Annotated in this window: 21 protein-coding genes; 10 read left to right on the forward strand and 11 right to left on the reverse strand. The window is 66.6% G+C overall.

From position 1 onward, the window contains the following. Positions 1 to 14: 14 nt before the first annotated feature. Genes MKK62_RS14100 through MKK62_RS14115 form a run of 4 tightly spaced genes read right to left on the reverse strand, consistent with a single transcriptional unit; the run spans position 15 to position 2,086 of the window. Positions 15 to 404 (reverse strand): hypothetical protein, encoded by a 390-nt coding sequence (locus MKK62_RS14100; RefSeq protein WP_240260311.1) that lies wholly within the window; start codon positions 402 to 404, stop codon positions 15 to 17. Between the two features lie 45 nt (positions 405 to 449). Next, positions 450 to 707 (reverse strand): hypothetical protein, encoded by a 258-nt coding sequence (locus tag MKK62_RS14105; protein ID WP_240260310.1) that lies wholly within the window; start codon positions 705 to 707, stop codon positions 450 to 452. Continuing rightward, the gene (locus MKK62_RS14110; protein WP_240260309.1) at positions 707 to 1,804 is read right to left on the reverse strand and encodes a WXG100 family type VII secretion target; all 1,098 of its coding nucleotides are present in this window, start codon (positions 1,802 to 1,804) and stop codon (positions 707 to 709) included. The genes MKK62_RS14105 and MKK62_RS14110 overlap by 1 nt, the downstream gene beginning before the upstream one ends. A 3-nt stretch (positions 1,805 to 1,807) precedes the next feature. Continuing rightward, positions 1,808 to 2,086 (reverse strand): hypothetical protein, encoded by a 279-nt coding sequence (locus MKK62_RS14115; protein WP_240260307.1) that lies wholly within the window; start codon positions 2,084 to 2,086, stop codon positions 1,808 to 1,810. 92 nt (positions 2,087 to 2,178) lie between these two features. Between MKK62_RS14115 and MKK62_RS14120 the strand changes: the two genes are divergently transcribed. The 4 genes from MKK62_RS14120 to murQ all read left to right on the forward strand — a co-directional run bounded on the left by MKK62_RS14120 (position 2,179) and on the right by murQ (position 6,980). Continuing rightward, positions 2,179 to 2,946 carry a class I SAM-dependent methyltransferase gene (locus tag MKK62_RS14120; protein ID WP_240260306.1) on the forward strand — a complete coding sequence of 256 codons (768 nt, stop codon included), beginning with the start codon at positions 2,179 to 2,181 and terminating at the stop codon, positions 2,944 to 2,946. An 88-nt stretch (positions 2,947 to 3,034) separates the two neighbouring features. Then, entirely contained in the window at positions 3,035 to 3,994 is a 960-nt protein-coding gene (locus MKK62_RS14125; protein WP_240260304.1) for an alpha/beta hydrolase, read from the forward strand. Between the two features lie 57 nt (positions 3,995 to 4,051). After that, positions 4,052 to 5,071, forward strand: a complete 1,020-nt coding sequence (locus MKK62_RS14130) for a C40 family peptidase (protein ID WP_240260303.1) — start codon at positions 4,052 to 4,054, stop codon at positions 5,069 to 5,071. A 196-nt stretch (positions 5,072 to 5,267) separates the two neighbouring features. Continuing rightward, positions 5,268 to 6,980 carry an N-acetylmuramic acid 6-phosphate etherase gene (gene murQ, locus MKK62_RS14135; protein WP_240260301.1) on the forward strand — a complete coding sequence of 571 codons (1,713 nt, stop codon included), beginning with the start codon at positions 5,268 to 5,270 and terminating at the stop codon, positions 6,978 to 6,980. On the opposite strand, the gene MKK62_RS14140 is transcribed toward murQ, so the two are convergent. After that, a complete protein-coding gene (locus MKK62_RS14140) occupies positions 6,977 to 9,208 on the reverse strand; it encodes a molybdopterin-dependent oxidoreductase (protein WP_240260294.1) in 2,232 nt (743 codons plus the stop codon). The two genes, murQ and MKK62_RS14140, sit on opposite strands and share 4 nt — an antisense overlap. 88 nt (positions 9,209 to 9,296) lie before the next feature. Here MKK62_RS14140 and MKK62_RS14145 point away from each other — a divergent pair, with 88 nt between their 5' ends. The 3 genes from MKK62_RS14145 to MKK62_RS14155 all read left to right on the forward strand — a co-directional run bounded on the left by MKK62_RS14145 (position 9,297) and on the right by MKK62_RS14155 (position 12,613). Further along, a complete protein-coding gene (locus tag MKK62_RS14145; protein WP_240260286.1) occupies positions 9,297 to 10,601 on the forward strand; it encodes a lipase family protein in 1,305 nt (434 codons plus the stop codon). A gap of 46 nt (positions 10,602 to 10,647) precedes the next feature. Then, positions 10,648 to 11,973: a serine hydrolase domain-containing protein gene (locus MKK62_RS14150; RefSeq protein ID WP_434085087.1), complete on the forward strand. Its 1,326-nt coding sequence runs from the start codon at positions 10,648 to 10,650 to the stop codon at positions 11,971 to 11,973. 88 nt (positions 11,974 to 12,061) lie between these two features. Beyond that, the gene (locus tag MKK62_RS14155; protein ID WP_240260284.1) at positions 12,062 to 12,613 is read left to right on the forward strand and encodes a YceI family protein; all 552 of its coding nucleotides are present in this window, start codon (positions 12,062 to 12,064) and stop codon (positions 12,611 to 12,613) included. A gap of 25 nt (positions 12,614 to 12,638) precedes the next feature. On the opposite strand, the gene MKK62_RS14160 is transcribed toward MKK62_RS14155, so the two are convergent. Continuing rightward, positions 12,639 to 13,355: a TVP38/TMEM64 family protein gene (locus tag MKK62_RS14160; protein ID WP_240260282.1), complete on the reverse strand. Its 717-nt coding sequence runs from the start codon at positions 13,353 to 13,355 to the stop codon at positions 12,639 to 12,641. Between the two features lie 46 nt (positions 13,356 to 13,401). Here MKK62_RS14160 and MKK62_RS14165 point away from each other — a divergent pair, with 46 nt between their 5' ends. Further along, on the forward strand, positions 13,402 to 14,343 hold the full coding sequence (locus MKK62_RS14165; protein ID WP_240260280.1) for a class I SAM-dependent methyltransferase: 942 nt from the start codon (positions 13,402 to 13,404) through the stop codon (positions 14,341 to 14,343). Here MKK62_RS14165 and MKK62_RS14170 read toward each other — a convergent pair. Next, a complete protein-coding gene (locus MKK62_RS14170; protein WP_240260272.1) occupies positions 14,340 to 15,170 on the reverse strand; it encodes an NYN domain-containing protein in 831 nt (276 codons plus the stop codon). The two genes, MKK62_RS14165 and MKK62_RS14170, sit on opposite strands and share 4 nt — an antisense overlap. Positions 15,171 to 15,226: 56 nt before the next feature. On the opposite strand from MKK62_RS14170, the gene MKK62_RS14175 reads away from it, so the two are divergent. Continuing rightward, a complete protein-coding gene (locus MKK62_RS14175) occupies positions 15,227 to 15,595 on the forward strand; it encodes a SpoIIAA family protein (protein WP_240260263.1) in 369 nt (122 codons plus the stop codon). Here MKK62_RS14175 and MKK62_RS14180 read toward each other — a convergent pair. Next, positions 15,573 to 16,145 (reverse strand): DUF998 domain-containing protein, encoded by a 573-nt coding sequence (locus MKK62_RS14180; RefSeq protein ID WP_240260261.1) that lies wholly within the window; start codon positions 16,143 to 16,145, stop codon positions 15,573 to 15,575. The genes MKK62_RS14175 and MKK62_RS14180 overlap by 23 nt on opposite strands. Positions 16,146 to 16,231: 86 nt before the next feature. Between MKK62_RS14180 and MKK62_RS14185 the strand changes: the two genes are divergently transcribed. After that, positions 16,232 to 16,585, forward strand: a complete 354-nt coding sequence (locus MKK62_RS14185; protein ID WP_240260259.1) for a VOC family protein — start codon at positions 16,232 to 16,234, stop codon at positions 16,583 to 16,585. On the opposite strand, the gene MKK62_RS14190 is transcribed toward MKK62_RS14185, so the two are convergent. The 3 genes from MKK62_RS14190 to MKK62_RS14200 form a co-directional block, all read right to left on the reverse strand. Beyond that, a complete protein-coding gene (locus MKK62_RS14190) occupies positions 16,582 to 17,469 on the reverse strand; it encodes an SCO6745 family protein (protein ID WP_240260251.1) in 888 nt (295 codons plus the stop codon). The genes MKK62_RS14185 and MKK62_RS14190 overlap by 4 nt on opposite strands. Before the next feature lie 79 nt (positions 17,470 to 17,548). Next, entirely contained in the window at positions 17,549 to 19,282 is a 1,734-nt protein-coding gene (locus MKK62_RS14195) for a sulfatase-like hydrolase/transferase (protein WP_240260249.1), read from the reverse strand. Beyond that, complete coding sequence (locus MKK62_RS14200) at positions 19,266 to 19,718, reverse strand: SRPBCC family protein (protein WP_240260239.1); 453 nt, start codon at positions 19,716 to 19,718, stop codon at positions 19,266 to 19,268. Before MKK62_RS14200 ends, MKK62_RS14195 begins: the two co-directional genes overlap by 17 nt. Positions 19,719 to 19,743: the final 25 nt, after the last annotated feature.

Raw genomic sequence — 19,743 nt, forward strand, 5'->3', positions numbered from 1 at the left:
GCACATCATCGAAGTTATTCGGGTCCGTCACCACCGCGGGCGTTTGAGACCTGCCGGCACTTCGCGGTGAGGTTGAGCCAGATCTTGTACGCCCACTCATGTCGATCTTCGTAAAGCGCGGTAAAGCGGTCGTTAAACCGTGTCATCACCTCGTCCACGGTCCCCGGCCACCTGCCGAAGTCCCGGCTATCCGAGCTGGCTAGGACGCCCACTTCGACCAGCCCGTCGACAAGAAGCGATCGGATCGTGTCCACCGTGAGTCGTTGAACGTCGGCCGGCGAGGCGGCCAAGCCGTCATTGTCGACTATTCCCTTTACGTCAGCCATGGAGACAAAGTCGTCGACGCCGACCGCGAGAATGTCGGCGCGTAATGCGTCTTGAGCCATATTGCTCAGATCGGCCATCGCTTCAACGCTTCTGCGAGGCGTGGTTGAGCGGGCATTAACCGATTAAACATTCAAGGGCCACTTTTCGAGGAAGGCCTTCACCGCGCGTTCGACTGCCAATCCCTGCGCGTTGGGCACCCAGTCGTCACCCATGTTCCTGACCACCGCTCTCGCAAGTAATTCGTTCACGGCCCCACGTTGCTCGTTCGTAGGTTCGTGCGTGCTGCGCAGCTGCGCAAGCAAATTGGGATCAGCTTTGCCTAACTCTTCCTCGATAACTGCGGAGGATTCGGACGGCAAAGCATCCAGAGCATTTTTCATTAATACCTCCAGCCGTTGTGGTTGTTCGCCCAGGCGGTTACCACTTGCCCGTCCTTATTCAAGACCACGGACGCGTCTTTACCCTGATAAAGGTATGCACCTTGGCCCTTGTCATTGATCTGATAACTCGGCGGCGAGGTCGGATTTTGTACGGCGTCTTGCAGCGCTCGGTCATTCACGCCGTGCCCATCTCGACCCTCGATCTGCTCTTGTCCATGGCCTGTGTACCCGTTGATCCGTTGTGGTGGCGGAAATGGGGGGTCGGCTGTATCAGGATGCTGCGCGGGCTCTTCGCCTTCGATTGGCACCTTGAGCTCGTGTAACCGAGCCCTTATTGCGGCTTGTCTGTCCAATAACGGCTGCTTGTCGGCGATACATGAGTCGTATCCTGACTGCTCGGTCGGCAAGATAAAGGTGCGTCCGCACCGCGCGTTCCAAGCGTTGATATCGGCGTTGACGGCGGCCCACGCCGCGCGCGCCTCCGCTTCTGTCATGTCTTTTGGATTGACTGGTAATGATGGGTCTTGCTTAAACGTCCGGTTGTCGACCGCGTGAATCTGCCCATTGCCCGACGGGATGTTGGGGAACGTCGACCCCACGCCGGCCATTGCAGCGGTGACCCTCGCCGCAACCTGGGCATCCGTGCTCACCAATTGCGCTGCCCGGCCGCCGATCTCACCCGCGAAGGCTTGAGCCGCGGCCTGACGGGCAGCGCGCTGCGCGACCGACCCGCCCGTCGTCCGGTCGGTGACTGAAAGATTTTCGCTCACGTCGAATCCCGCGGAGCGTGCATCCTCGACGGCGTAGCGGACCTGTGAGCGGGCCGCTTCCAAATCCGAGGCTCCGCTTCGCGCCACGCTCGCGGCGTCTTGCAGCTGATCGACCACCCCGCTGGTGGTCAGCATGTCGGAGTGCGTCGTCGTCCGCAGCGCCTCGGCCGCCTCGCCTTGCCAGTCGGACGCAAGCGCGTCGCTCCAGACGTCGTGGGCCAGCCCATAGCTACGCTCACCGACGGCCTCCCAATGACTGGCGGCCTCGGTGAGATGATCGGTCGGCCACGTCAGCAGAGCTGACAGACCGGGAACGACCGCCGCCATCGGTTACTCGCTGAGCGCCGACAACGCGGTGGCGGATTCGGCCTCCTGCGCGAGGTAGTTCGCATCGGCCCCAACGACGCCACTGGCGTGCCCATGAACACGCGCAGCCAAGCCGGTGACGAAGGCTGCGACGTCGATGTGGGCGGCGTCCACGGCCGCCGCGCTGGCCTGACAGGACAGGCCTAGGCCGCTCGGCGCTTGCGTTTGATGCAGCTCACCCGCGGAAACCCCCCATCGCGCGGCCATTGCCTGCACGTCGGCGGTGTCTACACGCAGTTCCACATGCCGAAGTTTAGGCGGGGTCGCGCACGCCAACCAGTCACCGACATAGGCTGGGCACAGTCGAGCGCCGGCCAGTGGAGGAGCACGTCGATATGCCAGAACACGCGATGCCGCCAGATCACAAGGGCGACTATGGAATCGACGGTTCGTTCAAGCTCATCTCCGCCCGCGGGCAGGCGATCGGCATCGGTATCGGGTCCGCGGCGTTGGCGGCAACATCTGTGCTCAGCGCGTCTCGCGGCAAGCGCCTCGTCGCCGCGTTCACAGGTGCCTCGTCCATCGGAATCGCGGCGAGCACCGCGCTCTACATCCACGCGACCAAACGCGGCAAATTCCAGGTCTGGCAGCGGATCCTCGACGAACTCGTCCTCGAGGGCGACGAGACCGTGCTCGACATGGGCTGCGGCCGCGGCGCGGTGCTGCTGGCCGCGGCTAAACGTCTGCCCAACGGCAAAGCCGTCGGCGTCGACATTTGGCAGGCCGACCAGACCGGGAACTCGTCGTCGGCAACACTCGCCAACGCCGAAATCGAAGGTGTCGCAGACCGTATCGAATTGCACACCGGCGACATGACCGTACTTCCATTCGGCGACAACACGTTTGACGTCATCGTCAGCAGCCTCGCGATCCACAACATCCCGAGGCGTGAGGGCAGACGTGCCGCGCTGAACGAGGCCATTCGCTTCTTGAAGCCTGGCGGCCGGCTCGCCATCGCCGACCTGTGGGAAACCAAACAGCACGCCGAGCACCTTCGACACCTCGGCTGGCAGCACGTCGCGCGCACCAGCGTCGGGTGGCGAATGTGGTACGGCGGACCGTGGACGCCGACGCATCTTGTCACGGCGACAAAGCCGCGATGAATCACGCGGGAACTCCTGCCCAACAGTGCGCGTAACCGGGCATGTGGTCTTCACCTAGGGGTCAAACGGTCGCCTAGTCTGAAACTTGATGGACAACCCACTGCACCACCCGCCCGGCGTACCGCGCGTCGAAAAGCCGCGGGCCGAGGGTCAGTTCCATCTCGTCGACGGCCGCCGCCTCGGCTACGCCGAGTTCGGTGATCCCGACGGCCCAGTCGTGCTGTGGTTCCACGGCACACTCGGCGCGCGACGCCAGTTCCTCGCAAAGGGCCGACGCGCCGCCGAACGACTCGGCCTGCGCGTCATCGTCATCGAACGCCCGGGCACCGGGCTGTCCGATTCGCATCGCTACTCCTCGGTCAGCGAATGGGTCGCCGACATGGCGCAAGTCGCCGATGCTCTGGACGCCAAAAAGCTTGCCGTCGTGGGCATGTCCGGCGGCGGGCCCTACGCGCTGGCATGCGGCGCGCTGCCGCCCATGGTCGACCGGGTTGCCGCCGTCGGTGTGCTCGACGGCACCGTCCCGGCGGTGGGGCCCGAGGCCACCCGCGCCGGTGCTACCGAGATCGCCCGTCGCTTCGGCCCGATCCTGACGCAGCTACGCCGGCCGCTGGCGGTGATCGCCACCATCCTGCTCGCGCCGCTGATTCCGTTCGCGCACTACGCCTATCGCGTCTACATGCGGATGTGGCCCGAGGTCGACCGCAAGGTCCTCGACGATCCCGAAGTCGAGGCGATCTTCGTCGACGACATGGTCAACGCCTTCCGCGGACGCTGCCTGGCGATGGTCGACGATGCGCGACTTCTCGGCCGCGACTGGGGTTTTCGGCTGATCGATGTCAAGGTGCCGGTGCGGTGGTGGCACGGCCAGTCCGACCACGTCGTCCCGATCGCCGGCGTCCACACTGCCGTCACGCGCCTGCAAGACGCCGAGCTCACCGTGCGCTCCGAGAGCCATCTCGGCGGCTTCGACATGGCCGAGGATGTGCTCGTCCATATGCGCCAGCAGCTCATCGACGGGCCGCGGGATCTCGGCGTCGCTCAGTAGCCGAATCGCCGCGCGTCAATTCGGCGCGTTGAGCCGTCTCGGATAACGTCGACGGACATGAACGGTGCCGCGACCCGCACAGCGCTTGTCGGTGTGCTGTTTCTCGGGCTGACGGCAGCTCCCGAGGTCTCCGCGGCGGCACCCCAGAACGCGTACGTGACGGTGGCGGTGGCCACCGTGTGGACCTCGCCGCAAAGTCCGCGCCCGGTCGACCACCCCGCACTGACCAACCCGGTCGACATTCGTGGTTGGGTGTCTGCCATGACGCAGGACCAGCAGGAAGCGCTCACCTCCGACGAGCTTGACCAGACGCAGGTCCTCTACGGCGACCGCGTGATCGTGGTGCGGGAACAAGGCGACTGGGACGAGGTACGCGTCCCAGACCAGGCCACGCCGAAGGACCCTCGGGGCTACCCCGGCTGGATTCCTAGGTCGCAGTTGGCAATCGACGCCGGCTACGGCGCATTGAAAGGATACGGTCCCTTCGCGCTGGCGGATCACGGCAAGACCAGCTGGCTGTACCGGGAACCCGGCCTCGCAAACAAGGATCTCGAAATCAGCGCCAACACAAGGCTTCCGATCCTGAATCGCACCGAAAAAGCCATTCAGGTGTCCACTCCCGATCGCGGCCCTAAATGGCTGGACGCTCAAGCGGCGACGGTCTACCAAAAGCCCACGGACATACCGCATCCCACCGGAGCGGATGTGGTCCGATACGCCGCCACGTTCCTCGGCATCCCGTACGTGTGGGGCGGCTGGTCCGGGTTCGGGATTGATTGCTCCGGCCTCACCGCCACTGCCTACGAGGTACACGGCATTACGCTGCCGCGCGACGCCGGACCGCAAGCCGCCGATACCCGGGGCCGCGCGGTCGAGAAGACGGCGTTGCAACCGGGCGATCTGCTGTTCTACTCGAACGACCTCACGAACCCCGCCGACTATGACGCCATCCACCATGTGGCGATGTACTACGGGGACGGCACCATGATCGAGGCATTCGACAAGTCTGAACCGGTCCGCATCACCCCGGTTCGACTCGACGGGGACTACTGGGGCGCGCGCCGCTACCTTAACTAGCCGCACGCTGCCTGGCCCTGATCACTCGCGTCACGGCAAACTGGGCGAGGGGCGACTTGCCCGCCTTCGAGCGACAAAGGCGCCGCAAAGGTTCGACGGGTCGAGTTGTCGCTCGGAGGCGGGCACAAAGGGTGCCTCTTCCTCGTCGAGGCGCGTGTGGCCGATGTAATTCGCAACGGCCGACTCCCGTGGAAGGATGGCCGCGATGATCCTCGCCGTCGACCTCGGCAAGACGTCCTGCCGCGCCGCAGTCGCCGGCCGGAGGGCCGAGGGTGCGGGCGCACCCGGACTCGCCACACCTGGCGGCGTAAGAGCCGCCGAGTCGGCGATCGTTACCGCTGCCCGCGAGCTCGGCCCATTCGACGACGTGATTGTCGGCGCGGCCGGAGCATTCGCGGCGCCCGACGCAGCCCGTGCATTGGGCCAGACGCTGCTGACGTCGCTGGGCGCCAAAAGTGTCGCGGTCACCAGCGACGCCATCACCGCGCACGCCGGTGCACACGACGGGCAGCCCGGCGTCGTATTGATCGTGGGCACGGGGGTTGCCGCGCTCGCGATCGACGCCGACGGCGCACTAAGGACGGCCGACGGCTGGGGCCCCTGGCTCGGTGACGAGGGCGGCGGCGCGTGGATCGGCGCCGCCGGGTTGCGCGCGGCGCTCAAAGCCCATGACGGCCGCGGCCCGTCCACCGCGCTGCTCGACGCCGCCCGCGCCCGCTTCGGCCCGCCGCAGACGTGGCCGATGCAACTCCACGACGCCGCCGCTATCGCCGCCTTCGCGCCTGACGTGCTGAACGCCCACGACGACGCCGTGGCAAGAGAAATCGTCGCCGCCGCCGCCGAGGCCCTCACAACCACCGTCGAAGCCGTAGCAACGGGCCCGCTCGCGGTAACCGGTGGTCTCGCCGGCTTCCACGCGCTGACCGGCAGGCTCAACGCGGTCCCGCCCGCCGGCGACGCGCTCGACGGCGCGCTGCGACTAACGGCGATCCACGAGCCGTACGTCATCCGCGTGCATGCGAAAGCCGTTACGACACAACGTCTTGACGCTCTCGCCACCGAGGGCGTCCGCGAAGACCTCCACGACCTCGACGCCAGGCCGATCCACGAGATCGTCAGGCTGCTCGTCGACGCCGAAGGCGAGGCACATCACGCGGTACGAGCAGCGGTCCCGCGCATCGCCCAGGCGGCGGAGCAGATCGCTCGGCGGCTCGAAAACGGTGGCCGCCTGATCTATGTCGGCGCCGGAACGCCGGGCCGACTCGGCGTGCTCGACGCGGCCGAATGCGGACCCACGTTCGGCACCGACCTCGTGCGCGGCGTAATTGCTGGTGGGCCAACGGCATTGACCGAGGCGATCGAGGGCGCGGAGGACAGCTTCGACGCCGAAGACCTCGAAGACCTGACCGCCGCCGACGCGGTCGTCGGGATCACGGCGTCGGGACGGACGCCGTACGTCGTACAAGCGCTCGACCACGCCCGCGCCCAAGGCGCACTGACCATCGCGATCGTCAACAACGCGGGCAGCGAGGCATCCGCCGACCATATGATCGAATTGCTCACCGGCGCTGAGGTTCTCGCCGGCTCCACCCGGCTGACCGCCGGAACCGCGCAAAAGATCGTGCTGAACGCGCTATCGACAAGCGTGATGATCGCACTCGGCAAGGCCTACGGACCGCGGATGGTCGACGTGCGACTGACCAACGCGAAGGTGCGCCGCCGCGCGGTGCGTATCGTTCGCGACGCGGCGGGTGTCGACGAAGACGAGGCAACGCAGGCGCTGACTAAAGCCGAAGGTCACGCCAAGACCGCGATCGTCGCGCTGCTGGCGGACATAGACGCGAACGAGGCCGCAGCGAGGCTCGAGAAAGCGCGCGGCCACGTGCGCGCCGCGCTCAATGACCCCTAGCCTGCGGGTGCGATATCGACCGGGATGCCGTTGAGCACAGCGGTGCCCGACAGCGGGTCGAGATGAGTGCCGTCGTTGAGTTGATTGACGTTCACACCGGCCTGGCTGGCCGCGAGCTGCTGTCCCGTGCCGTCGCGGTCATGGCCCCACCCGTGCGGCAGCGACACCACACCGCGCCGGATGCCGTCTGTCACCTCGACCGGCGCGACGAGCTCGCCACCCGGGCCCTTGATGATCGCAATGTCGGTGAGCCCGAGATCGGCGGCATCGTCGGGGTGGATCTGCAGGGTGCACCGGTTGGTGCCGCCGGACAGCGCAGGCAGGTTGTGCATCCAGCTGTTGTTGGAGCGCAGATGGCGCCGACCGATCAGGATGAACCGGTCGTCGTTGCGGCCGACCGAGTCGCGCAGCCGCTCCACGTCGGCGATCAGCGGCTGCGGCGCGAGTTCGATTCGCCCCGTTGGGGTTCGAAGTACCTCAGGAATTCGAGGCTGCAACGGGCCCAGGTCGATGCCGTGCGGGGTGGCCTTGAGTCGCTCGAGGGTCAGCCCGCCGGGGTTGGCGCCGAACGCATCGCCGTAGGGCCCGAGCCGAAGCATCATGTCCAGGCGTCGTTCGTAGCCGGGACCTTCGATCAGCATGGCGGTCAGTTCGTCGACCGCGCGGCCGGCGACGGGCGAGTCCGGGTCGGCAGTTTCCTTGGTCAACGTCGTCGCGATGACCTGATCGTCGACCAGCGCGACATCGCCGTCGGGTGGGAGGCCGTACAGAATCAACGCGATGCGCGACAGGATCTCCGGCTCGTCGGGCCGCGCGTCCAGTGGCAGAGCGGGCGGCGAGTAGCGCACGTTGTTGCGCACCGCGAGGTTGTTCAGCGCGACGTCGAAATGAGCGCTTTGCGCGGGCGGGGGCGGGGGCAGGATCACGTCGGCATGACGGGTGGTCTCGTTGAGGTACGGGTCGATGCTCAGCATGAAACCGACGCTCTCGAGCGCGCGGTCGAGCCGATCGCCGTCCGGTGCTGACAGCACCGGGTTTCCGGCGATCGTGACCATCGCCTTGATCTGGCCCTCGCCCGCGGTGTCGATCTCCTCGGCGAGCGCGGCGGCGGGAAGTTCGGACAGCGCCTCGGGGTAGCCCGAGACGCGGCTGTGCCAACGCCCGATGCGGAATCCTTTGCCTGGCTTTGGCGGGCGGGGTGCGGGAGCCGTCGCGCCGAGAGGGAACATCGCCCCGCCCGGTCGGTCCAGGTTGCCGGTCAGGATGTTGATCACGTCGACCAACCAGCTGGTCACAGTACCGAATTCCACTGTGGAAGTGCCGATTCGGCCATACACGGCCGCCGTCGGCGCCGCTGCAATCTCACGGGCCAACGTGCGAATGTCGTCGGCGGATACGCCGCAGTACGACGCGACTGCCTCCGGTGCGAAGTCGTCGGCCAGCGCTCGAACCTCGTCGAGACCATTGACGTGTGCTGCGATCCCGCCGAGATCCGTTGCGACGAGATTCTCTTCGAACAGCGCGTGCACCACGGCGAACAGCAGTGCCGCGTCGGTGCCGGGCCGCGGTGCGAGATGGCGGTCAGCCAATTCGGCGGTGCGCGTGCGGGCGGGGTCGATCACGACGAGCCGGCCGCCGCGCTTGCGGAGCGCCCGCAGCTTGCCCGGAAAATCGGGAGCAGTGGCCAGACTTCCGTTGGACACCAACGGGTTCGCGCCGATGATGACGAGGTAGTCCGTGCGGTCGAGATCGGGCACCGTGAACGCGAGCGGGCTGCCGAACATCAGGCCGAGCGCGACGTGCTTGGGCATCTGGTCGAGCGTGCTCGCGCTGTACACCTGCCGGGTGCCGAGCCCGCGGATGACCAGCGGCGCGTACAGACTGCCCGCGATGGTGTGTGCGTTCGGATTGCCGAAGTACACGCCGACGGATGAGCCGCCGTGCTCGCGAATGACCTCGCCCAGGCGGTCCGCGACGACGGCATACGCCTCGTCCCAGGTGGCTTCGCTCAGCACCCCGTCACGCCGGACGAGGGGCCGTGTCAACCGGTCGGGATCGTTGTCGAGTTCGCCGAAGCTCGCCCCCTTCGGGCAGATGAAGCCCGCGCTGAAGACGTCGTCGCGGTCGCCGCGGGCGCCGGTCACCCGGCCGCCGGAGATGGTGAGCGTCAGGCCGCAGGTGGCCTCGCACAACGGGCAGATCCGCAGCGCGGTCCTGGTATCAGACATTCCCGCATCATGCTCCTGCTACTGGCCCTGGGTAAATAGCGAGTCCGTAACTCTCCGCCCGACCACGCAGCATGGGTAGGTTGATCCCATGACCACACCGTCGCGGCCGGCCTGGTATCCGGGCCGCAGCGCCGTGCCGGGCATCGCGGTGGCATCGCCCCTGCCGCGGGACGACCCCTTCTACACCTATACCGGCTCCACGCCGCTCGACAGCATCGCACCGGGCACGGTCCTGAACACTCGCCACTTCCATTACCACCTGTTCGGCTTTCCGACGCTGCTGCAAACCACACAATTGCTCTATCGGTCGACCAGCCAGACCGGGAAGCCGACCGTCAACGTCACCTCGATCATCAAGCCGCCGTTCCAGTTCGACGCGACCAAGGTGATCTCCTACCAGTCCGCCTACGACTCACTCAATCGCAACGACGAACCGTCCCATGCCATTTCGGGTGGACTTCGACTCGGCGGCCTCATCATCAACGTCGAGTCGGCAGTCTTCGCCCCGTTCCTCGCCGACGGCTACACGGTGATCGTGCCTGACACCGAAGGCCAGCGCGCCGACTTCGCCGCGGGACCCGAGTACGGCATGAACACCCTCGATTCGATTCTCGCAGCGGTCAATTCGTCGACCATCCCGGCCGATGCGCGCGTCGCGATGCTCGGGTATTCCGGCGGTGCGATCGCCACCGAGTGGGCCGCTGAGCTGGCGCCGACCTACGCACCCGAAGCCAACGCGCGCTTGATCGGCGCGGCGATCGGTGGCGTACTGGTCGACCCGGCGCACAACCTGCATTACGTCGAGGGAACCGGCTTCTGGGCCGGTGTCGCGGCGATGGCGCTGGTCGGCATCGCCCGCGCATTCGAGATCGAGACCGAGCTGGCCCGCTACCTGAGCCCCAGCGGCGCGAGGATCTTCCAGGAGTTACAGACCGCGTCGATCGTCAACGTGCTCGGTCAGTATCCCGGGCTGAAGTGGAGCGACCTGGTCAGCCCCGACTATCCGATGCCGGAAAACCTGGGGCTCTATGTTGGCTGCGCCAACCAGCTGATCATGGGAACCGCTGGGACGCCGACGATTCCGCTGTTCATCGGTCAGGGCGCCAACGGTGAACTGGAAGGCACACCGGGGAACAAGCCGGGCATCGGCGCCGGCGACGGCGTGATGATCGCCGGCGATGTACGCACGCTCGCCCGCGACTACTGCGCGCGAGGCGTAGCGGTGTACTACGAGGAGTACACCGCGCTCAGCCACATCTGGGCCGTTCCCATCTGGCTGAACAGCGCGAACACCTGGATCAAGCAACGCTTCGCCGGCCTGCCGATCCCACAGAACTGTGCGTCGATTCGGGAAGGCAATCCGCTGACGCCGATCCCGATGCCGCCTGACTGATGCCGGAACAGTGCGCACAACCGTCGTCGTCGTGATCGCCCTGCTGATGCTGGTGACGGCATCCTCGACCCGGTACGTAGTGAGGCACGGTGAAAGCCATGTCGTGACGGGGACTCAGGGGTCCACTGAGTTCGCGCCGATCTCCAGGCTGATGAACGACGCGATCGCCGCGGACAAGTTGCCCGGCGGCGTGGTCGAGATCGGTCACGGCGGCAGGACCGTCTTCCGCAAGGCGTACGGCTCCCGCAAACTCGCCGGCGAACCGGGCCTGGACGGATCGCCCGCACCCGCGGAGCCGATGACCGACGACACCATCTTCGACATCGCCTCGCTGACGAAACCCCTCGCCACCGCAACCGCCGTCATGCAGCTCTACGAGCAGGGCAAGCTCGCCTTCGACGAGCCCGTCCAGAGCTACCTGTCGGAGTTCAACGCCGCCAACGATCCAGTGCGGCAACGGGTCACGGTCCGAATGCTGCTGACCCACACCTCCGGTGAGCCGATCGACGTCAACCTCGCAGACCCGTGGGGCCTGGATCGGCCCGACAAGGCCGAGGGCATTCGCCGGGCGATCACTACGCCGCTGCAGTCGGGCCCGGGGGACGAGTTTCGGTATTCCGACATCAACTACATCCTGCTTGGGGCGATGGTCGAAAGGCTGACGGGCACAGCAGAAGACGACTACGCGCGGCAGAATATCTTCGCGCCGCTGGAGATGACCGAAACTCGCTACTTGCCGCCGGCCAGCCTGACGTCGCGCATCGCGCCGACCGCCGTCGACGACCAGAGCAGCGCGGACCCGAGCAAGAATCCCGACTTCGGCCATCTGCTGCGGGGCGTCGTGCACGACCCGACCGCGCGGCGAATGGGCGGCGTCGCCGGGCACGCCGGGGTATTCTCGACCGCGCGCGACGTCGGCCGCTTCGCGCAAGCGCTGCTCGATCGACTTGCCAACCGCCCCAGCGCCTTTCCGCTGCAACCAGCGACCCTGGCCGTGATGACGACGCCTCAACAGCCCGGACACCACCCGGGGCAGGTCGACGCGGCGAACGAGGCCGTCCGAAAAGCCCTCGAACGAACGCCGAACACGACCGATCCGCTGCTTGGCCCCCATTATCCGGCGATCGACGGGCAGGAGCTGTTCGGTTTCGGCTGGGACATCGACACGGACTTTTCCAAGCCGCGCGGGTTGATCTTCCCCGTCGGCAGCTTCGGCGCCACGGGTTTCACCGGAACTTCGCTCTGGCTGGACCCGGGTTCCGATACCTACGTCGTCCTGCTCACGAACGTGATCCATGTGCGCGGCAGCCGGCCCATCTCGAACCTGCGCGGTGATGTGGCGACCGCGGCGGCCGAGGCCGTCGGACTCTAGTGACTGCCTGAGAACACGCCGGAAATAATCCGGACCGCAGTCCGGTTGGGTCAAATTGTGTGCTTGGCCCAACTCAAAGGAGAACGACATGACCGCAGCCGTTGACACCCACAAGCTGACCGCCGGGACCTGGGCGATCGACCCAGTCCACTCATCGGTCAATTTCGCAGTGCGTCACCTGGTCGTCGGCAAGACGTACGGCCGGTTCGGCCAATTCAGCGGAGCAATCACGATCGGCGAAGACGGTACGCCCGCCGTCAGCGCCGAGGTCGACGTCAACTCGATCGACACCGGCAATGAACAACGCGACGCCCACATCAAGGCCCCCGACTTCTTCAACACCGAGGAATTTCCGACCGCGACGTTCGTATCGACCTCGGTGCGGTCCGACGGCGACAACTACCTGCTCGACGGCGATTTCACCCTTAAGGGCGTGACCAAACCGGTCACGCTGGCCCTGGCGTTCAACGGCGTCAGCCCGGGCATGGGACATGGAGAAGTCGCTGGCTTCGATGCTTCGGTTGTACTGAGCCGCAAAGACTTCGGCGTAGGCGGCGAGCACTTGCTCGACGGCGGCGGCGCGATCGTCGGCGACAAGGTCACGATCACGCTAGCGATCGAGGCGCTGAAGCAGGGCTGAATTCGCTCAGAGGCGGGCAGATCGCCTATTGGTCCGGCGATGTGACGGATGGGATTTCAGCGGAGTCCCGCCCGTCACTGCTGCGCCATTTCCGAAAGCCCTGCCGGGCGGCGAACGCGCCGACCACCGCCGTCACGCACCACACCCCGATCGCCGCGTACGCCAGCACCGGCGACCTGTTGCCGATCGACGCGCCCAACGCGGTGTAGACGAACGCCCGCGGCACCGACCCGATGAACGCGCCAACGGCCATCTGCCACAACGGAACTCCGAACGCCCCGAACGCGTAGGAGGCCAGCGCATCCGACAGGCCCGGAATGAACCGTTGCCCGACCACCGCCCACAGGCCGCGTCGCTGAATCAGCGCATCCAGACGGTCGGCCCGCTCGGCACCGATCAACGCCCGCGCGCTGTCACGCCCCGCGCGGCGGCCCAGGAAGGCCGCCACTACCGCGGTACCGACCGTGGCGCCCAGGGTCACGAACACGCCCAGCAGCGGTCCGAACAACAGCCCGCTGCTCGCCGCCAGAATCGGGCCCGGCACGAAAATTGCTCCGAGCACCGCCGAGAGCACCACGTAGGTGAACGGTGCCAGCGGACCCGTCGCCTTCACCCAGCCCCGCACGTCCTCGATGTTCACCACATGCTTGACCGCCAGCAGATAGAACAGCACGACCAGGAACGCGGCAAACACGGCCAGCCGGATGATGTGCGGCCGTCGAGATGTGGATGGGTGGGTCATGGTGACCGTGATTCTTCCGTATCCCCGGCTCACGTAGGGTCGGGGCGTGGCGAGAACAGATGACGACAGCTGGGAAATCACCGAGAGCGTGGGCGCGACGGCGCTCGGTGTGGCCGCGGCACGTGCCGCCGACACCGAGAGCAGCGACCCGCTGATCAGCGACCCGTTCGCCCGAGTGTTCCTCGACCGCGTCGGGCACGGCGTGTGGGATTGGTACGGCGCTCCCGAGCTGCCGGCCGCCGTCGTCGAGGCCGAACCCGACATGCCGCAGCGAATGCAATCGCTGGTGAGCTACTTCGCCACGCGGACAAAGTTTTTTGACACCGAGTTCATCGACGCCGCCAATGCGGGTGTCCGCCAGGCGGTGATCCTGGCCGCCGGTCTGGACGCACGGTCATGGCGGCTGCCGTGGCCCGACGGCGCAGTAGTCTACGAGCTCGACCAGGACCGGGTGCTGGACTTCAAACTCGAAACCCTGCACGAGCACGGCGCCGAGCCGAAAGCCCATCGTGTCCCCGTCGCGGTCGATCTGCGCCAGGACTGGCCAACGGCGCTGCGCCAGGCCGGATTTGATCCGTCGGAACCGAGCTTCTGGTCGATCGAGGGCCTGCTGATGTACCTGCCGGCCGCGGCCCAGGACCGGCTGTTCGAGCGCATCCAGGAGCTTGCAGCACCTGGCAGCCGGATCGCCGTCGAGGGCCTGGGACCGGAGTTCGCCGTCCCGGAACTGCGTGATGTGCGCCGCGCGCGGATGGACCGCGTCCGGGAGCTGATGGCCGAGGCGGGCTCGCCGATCGAGGTGCCCAAGACCGACGAGCTGTGGTACTTCGAGGAGCGTGAAGACGTCAGCGACTGGCTGCGCCGGCACGGCTGGAAGGTCACCGCGACGCCGTCCGACGAGCTGATGGCCAGCTACGGGCGCCCCTCACCCGAAGGCCTGGAAGAGGCGTCGCCGACGCATTGGTTCATCTCGGGCGAGAAGCGTTAGCGCAGCCGCACCATCCGGGTCGTCGAGCTCTCGTCCAGCTCGACGAGGTCCGAGCGCGACCTGAGAAAGTCGCTGAAAGATTTGAAGCCCAAGGCTTTTTCGCTGAACGACGGGTCCATCCGTTTCATCTGCGCCTTGACCGCGGAGTTGTGAAGCCAGTCGACATCGTCCTTCTCGGTGCCGATCCGCAACGCCCGGGTCAGGAGCGCGGTGGCGGCCGCTTGCGCGTCGGGCGCGGGCGGTTCGTCGCCGGTTGGTTTCGCGCGTGTCTTGGGCTCGGGCACCGGAACGCCGGGCAGCGCGTCGTAGATGACGAAGTCGTCGCATGCCGCGGCCAGCGCCCTGCTCGACGACCCGGCCACGCCTACACCCACCACGTAGCGGCCCAGCCGCTTGCAGCGCTGCGCCAACGCGATGTAGTCCGAGTCGCCGGCCACGATCACCACGTGCGTCAGGTCCGGCAGCCGGAACATGTCCTCGACCGCGTCGACGGCCAGCCGGATGTCGGCGCCGTTCTTGCCGTAGGCCGCCGCGGGAAACAGCTGCACCAAATCGACTGCGCGACTGACCAATTGCTCGCGGTAGCCATTGTTGACCTCCGACGACCAGTCGGCGTAGGCACGAGTCAGCACCAGGGTGCCGAACGACGAGGCGAAGTCGATGATCGCGCCGACATCGACGGTGGCCCGCGCCAGCCGGTCTTCCTTCAGCCCCTTGGCTTTGTCCTTCTGGAACGAGCTGCGGCCGTTGATCTGGTCATAACGTGAGATCACGATGTTGTCGAAGTCGAGGTACACCGCGACCCGGTCCGCGTCGGCATCTGTCATGAGTCCAGTCTCGACCATCGCTGGCCCGGCGAACCGGATTTGCGCATAGTGGAGTCATGATCGAACTGCTGTCGGATATGCCCAGCGGGGTGAACGGGGTGCGTGTCTCGGGCCGGCTGACCGGCGACGAGTTGCGCGAGCTCAAGCCCGCCATGGAAAACATGATGAACACCGACGAAATTAGGATCGTCGAGGTGATCGGTGACGACTACGAGGGCTTCGGCCCGGGCGGGTTGTTCGAGGACCTGAAGGTCGCCGTCGGCACGGTGTGGCCGCATCACGCAGCGTTCAAGCGAATCGCGGTGGTCTCCGACAAGGCGTGGGTCGCCCACACCTTGCACGCGTTGGCGTGGATGATTCCCGGTGAGATTGCCGTATTCGGGCTCGACGAGCTGGACAAGGCTAAAGACTGGGCGGCTGGCTGAGTAACCTTGCGCCCGTGAGCAATTGCCACCCGGTGATCGAGTAGACGCTGCAACGCTCGACTGCTCCGAGCGGCGACGTCGGATTGCCAAGCTCGATCACGAACACCACGAAACTCAGCAGACCAAACACCCCGAGGCCGATCGACACCCGGCGATGCCAGCCGCCGACAATTGACGACGCCGCAAGCACTGTCGCGTTTCCGCCCACGATCGCTAACACTGCGCCGACGGCATGCGGCACTGATCCACTGTGAAAAAACGCAATCACCACGTTGCCGACGGCGTTCGCGGCGGCGCAGGCGGGCAGCAGCCCACTTCTGCGAAACGCCACGGCACCGGCCAAGAACAGCGAACCCTGCACGCAGAAACCGACGTTCATCAGCCAGGCCAGCGGCGAATGGACGCCCGGCACCCCGAGATCGCTGATGAAGTTGCGCAGGTAGCTGTAGTGCGGCCGAAAGGCGCACGCGGCAACAGCTTCGAGCGTCAAATAGACGGCCGCTCCGGAAAACCAGACGATGCCGGCCCATCGGCGACTCAAATGTGTCATTACTTTATGAACGCTCGCCAAATCGAGTAATCGGAAGAGCGACAAGGGTTACCGTGACGATAACGCCCATGAAACGAGGTGCCCCCATGAGTGATTACCAGGTCAAGCTCATCATCCTGTCGACTGACGATCTCGACAATTCCATCAAGTTCTACACCGAAACCCTCGGCATCGGGCTGAAGTTTCGCGACGGCGCGCACTTCGCGGCGCTCGACGGCGGACCGGTCACCCTCGCCCTGGCGACCGAGGTCGACCATCCCATCCCGGGTCAGGTCGTCGTCGGCATCAAGACCGATGACGTCGACGCCGCGGCCAAGTCCGTCGAGGACAGCGGCGGCGGGATCGTAAAAGCCCCGTACGACGACGCCCACGAGCGCCGCGCGGTGGTCTACGACAACAAGGGCAACGGGATCGTCTTCTGCAAGCCGCTCGGCCGCTAGGTCAGATGCGCGCTGTTGTCGTCTAACTCGTTGCGGCGCAGCGCCATCGGGGTCATCGCAGGTACGTCTCCACCGGCCACCACGGTCCGCGTGATTGGCGTCAGCGCCTGGAACAACGTCTCGACCTCGTCGTCGCTCAGCACGTCGAGCACAGCCAGCGACAACTCGTCGGTCCTTCGCTCGACGTAATCCTTGAGTTCCTGCCCGGCGGGCGTGAGCGCGCCCCCGTCGTCGAGCAGTCCGCGCGCGGCCAGACCCTGCTCCCGGGCGCGCCACTCCTCGTCGTCATAGTCGCGGGTGCGGGCGATGTAGTCCCGCGGGACCGCGCCCGCCGCGGCGTGCAGCACGTTGCATTCCCGGCCCGTCACCCCGGCGGCGCTGAGCACCGCGTTGTGGGTGTCGCCGCGGTGCTCACGCAGCAGGGTCGTGGCATGCCACAACGCGGCCAGCGGCTCGTCCGGCCACGGCAGCGCGCGGTTCGCCGCGAACAGCGGCCGACCGCACAGCGGCGCGTTCCGAGCCGCCTTGCCGAGCAGTTCGGCTGCGGTCGCGACGTTTCCATCCGGCTCGAGTCCATAGCGCCGCAGCACCGCGACCGCGGTTTCGGCGCGGACCCGTAACGCCTTGTCAGGTCCCGCGATGGCCCACGCCGCCGACAGCGACTTGGCCACCCGTGACGGCGCGAAGTTGTAGAAGATCGCGGTCACCACCTCGGGCGGTACGGTACCCAGCGGCGCCGAGCGGGCGGCGAAATATCCCATCCAATAGCCCTTGTAACCCAACCCGTCCAGCGCCTCGCGCACCTCGGGCGCGAAGTACGTCACGCCGTGGATGGGCTCGAACCGATCCAGTAGACGCCGGGCAAGCTCTGACTCTCTAGGCATAAAACCTGAGCCTAGGTGTTGGTGAAGTCCCCGACAACGCCGTATCCGGGATAGACGGGCCAAGAAGCGGACGGTGCGGCTAGCGGCGCCCCCGGGATACATACGGCCACGGCCGGTTGCGCTCCGGAATCGCGCTTGCGCGAGCCTGTTTGAGCTTCGTCCTCAAATGCTGCCGCAGCTCGTGCAGATCCGGATCGGTCCACCGGTTGTGCGCCTCGACCGGATCCGTGGTGAGGTCGTAGAGCTCCCACTGGTCGTCGAGCGGGCTCATCCGATAGGTTTCGCCGCCAAGCCCATTCGCGGCGAGGTGACGCACCCCCGGCTCCGTCCAAGTCGCGGGATCGTCGAACGTCCGCACCAACTTCCACAGGTGAGCACCGACGCGCACCACCAGGCCCTCGAAGTTCGACCCGACGTGGGCGGGCACCCGGATGCGGATCAGCGCAGGGGGATTCGCCGTCCGCCGCAACCGGCGGGCAACCGCCGAGGCGCCGCTGTCGCCCTCGAGGATGTTGTCGCGGGTCATGATGTAGACGGCCCGATCCTCGTCGGCGGCCCCGCCGTCCACCACTGGCATCAGGTTCCGGCCAGGCAACGGATGCACCTCGGAGAACGACTCGGCCAGTTCGTCAGCCACAGCGGAGACATCCACGCCGGCCGCGGCCAACACTGTCGGCAACACGTCGACATGCGACGTCGGCGCCGACACCACCCGCGGCTGCGTCGCCCTTGAGCCGATCCGGGCGATCGCGAACGGCACCCGGGTCGCCTCGTCGTAGAGGTTGAACCACTTCTGATGCAAACCACCATGTGCGCCAAGCAGATCGCCGTGATCGGACGTCCGCACCAACACCGCGTCGTCCGAGCCACCCTCGGTGACGGCGCGGCGCACCCGGTCGATCGGTCCGTCCACCTCGGCGTGCAACCGGTAGTACAGGTCGCGGTAGCGCTGCGCGTTGCCGCGGTAAGCCCGCTCGATGATCGGCGCCGGACCGTAACCGCTGGCATAGGCCTCGCGGAACGCGATCTGCGCCGCCGGCTTGCTCGCCAGGTCTTCGTCGGCGGTGGGAGCCGCGGGCACGTGCGGCGGGTCCAGCGGCGACGGCCTGATCGGGCTGCGGCGCAACCAGCCCGGAAACAACACGATGTCGTGCGGGTTGACGAAGCTGGCCACCAACAGGAACGGCCGTTGCGCCGAGGGATCACCGGTGCGACGTCGCGCATACCGGTCGATCAGCCACGTCACGACCCGGTCTGCGACCAACGGGTCGCGGCGCACCCCGGCATTGCCTGGCAGCGCGCCGTGCGGCTCCGGCCCGACCCACCCCGAGAAGCCAAACGGCGCAAGGGGATCGGCGTCGAGATAGCGGTGCACCGCGACATGGTCGACGGTGCCGTCCTCGTCGTTGGTCTGCAGCACACTGCCGTCGGCCTCGTGGAGGTCGACGTGCGAGATGTGCCACTTGCCGTCGTAGTGGGTGTCGTAGCCGGCGGCGCGGAACCAGTTGCCCATCGTGGGCACCTCGCCCGCGCGTAGCCAGCGCATCCGCGAGTCGTCCGGCATCTTGCCCAGGCCGTCGGTCTGGGTGACGCCGTGCAGATCGGGGTAGTGCCCGGTGAAGATCGTCGGACGGCTCGGTGCACACGCCAGCGACCCCGTGTAGTGCCGGGTGAACGCGACGCCGTGATCGTCAAACCATTTGCGTCCGAGCAGCGTTCGCTGACGCCAGGCGAGCACCTCGGGTGACTCGTACGGGGGGATCGCGCGTTCTTCGTCGGTCAATAGGACGATGACGTCAGGTCGAGCGGTCACCAGCGGCCTCCAATCGCTGCGCCAGACCGGCAAGCATGATGTCGGACTGTCGGGTTTGCAGACGGCACAGGGCGCGTTCGGCGAGCGTGCGCACCGGACCAGGACCGATGGTCACCGTGCTGGTCAGCGTCACCGTCGTGCCGTCACCGGTCGGCCGCAGACTCCACCGGTTGGTGAAGCGCCGGATCCGCGGGGGCAGGCCGTCGACGTCGTAGGCCAGCGCACGTAGGGGATCGAACTCGGTGATGGTCTCCACCAGCGCGTTGCGACCGATCTGCACGCGCCGGGTAGTGCCCAGCGGGTGCTCGCCGTGATTGAGGATGCACGAATGGTCGATGTTGTCGGCCCACGAACTGATCGAGCCGAAGTCGGCCAGCACGTCCCAGACGGTTTGCGGGTCGGCGGCGACGGTCCGGCTGCGGTCTATGGCGGCCACGCTCTCACGGTACGCAATAAACCAC

This window comes from Mycobacterium paraterrae, assembly GCF_022430545.2.
Lineage (GTDB): Bacteria > Actinomycetota > Actinomycetes > Mycobacteriales > Mycobacteriaceae > Mycobacterium > Mycobacterium paraterrae.

What these genes read in the sequence shown, in the direction of transcription:
- MKK62_RS14155 (WP_240260284.1), top strand. Translation starts at nt 12,062, where the DNA reads ATGACCGCAGCCGTTGACACCCACAAGCTGACCGCCGGGACCTGGGCG.
- MKK62_RS14175 (WP_240260263.1), top strand. Translation starts at nt 15,227, where the DNA reads ATGATCGAACTGCTGTCGGATATGCCCAGCGGGGTGAACGGGGTGCGT.
- MKK62_RS14145 (WP_240260286.1), top strand. Translation starts at nt 9,297, where the DNA reads ATGACCACACCGTCGCGGCCGGCCTGGTATCCGGGCCGCAGCGCCGTG.
- MKK62_RS14130 (WP_240260303.1), top strand. Translation starts at nt 4,052, where the DNA reads ATGAACGGTGCCGCGACCCGCACAGCGCTTGTCGGTGTGCTGTTTCTC.
- MKK62_RS14180 (WP_240260261.1), bottom strand. Translation starts at nt 16,145, where the DNA reads ATGACACATTTGAGTCGCCGATGGGCCGGCATCGTCTGGTTTTCCGGA.
- MKK62_RS14105 (WP_240260310.1), bottom strand. Translation starts at nt 707, where the DNA reads ATGAAAAATGCTCTGGATGCTTTGCCGTCCGAATCCTCCGCAGTTATC.
- MKK62_RS14100 (WP_240260311.1), bottom strand. Translation starts at nt 404, where the DNA reads ATGGCCGATCTGAGCAATATGGCTCAAGACGCATTACGCGCCGACATT.
- MKK62_RS14190 (WP_240260251.1), bottom strand. Translation starts at nt 17,469, where the DNA reads ATGCCTAGAGAGTCAGAGCTTGCCCGGCGTCTACTGGATCGGTTCGAG.
- MKK62_RS14125 (WP_240260304.1), top strand. Translation starts at nt 3,035, where the DNA reads ATGGACAACCCACTGCACCACCCGCCCGGCGTACCGCGCGTCGAAAAG.
- MKK62_RS14170 (WP_240260272.1), bottom strand. Translation starts at nt 15,170, where the DNA reads ATGACAGATGCCGACGCGGACCGGGTCGCGGTGTACCTCGACTTCGAC.
- MKK62_RS14140 (WP_240260294.1), bottom strand. Translation starts at nt 9,208, where the DNA reads ATGTCTGATACCAGGACCGCGCTGCGGATCTGCCCGTTGTGCGAGGCC.
- MKK62_RS14185 (WP_240260259.1), top strand. Translation starts at nt 16,232, where the DNA reads ATGAGTGATTACCAGGTCAAGCTCATCATCCTGTCGACTGACGATCTC.
- MKK62_RS14110 (WP_240260309.1), bottom strand. Translation starts at nt 1,804, where the DNA reads ATGGCGGCGGTCGTTCCCGGTCTGTCAGCTCTGCTGACGTGGCCGACC.
- MKK62_RS14120 (WP_240260306.1), top strand. Translation starts at nt 2,179, where the DNA reads ATGCCAGAACACGCGATGCCGCCAGATCACAAGGGCGACTATGGAATC.
- MKK62_RS14160 (WP_240260282.1), bottom strand. Translation starts at nt 13,355, where the DNA reads ATGACCCACCCATCCACATCTCGACGGCCGCACATCATCCGGCTGGCC.
- murQ (WP_240260301.1), top strand. Translation starts at nt 5,268, where the DNA reads ATGGCCGCGATGATCCTCGCCGTCGACCTCGGCAAGACGTCCTGCCGC.
- MKK62_RS14150 (WP_434085087.1), top strand. Translation starts at nt 10,648, where the DNA reads ATGCTGGTGACGGCATCCTCGACCCGGTACGTAGTGAGGCACGGTGAA.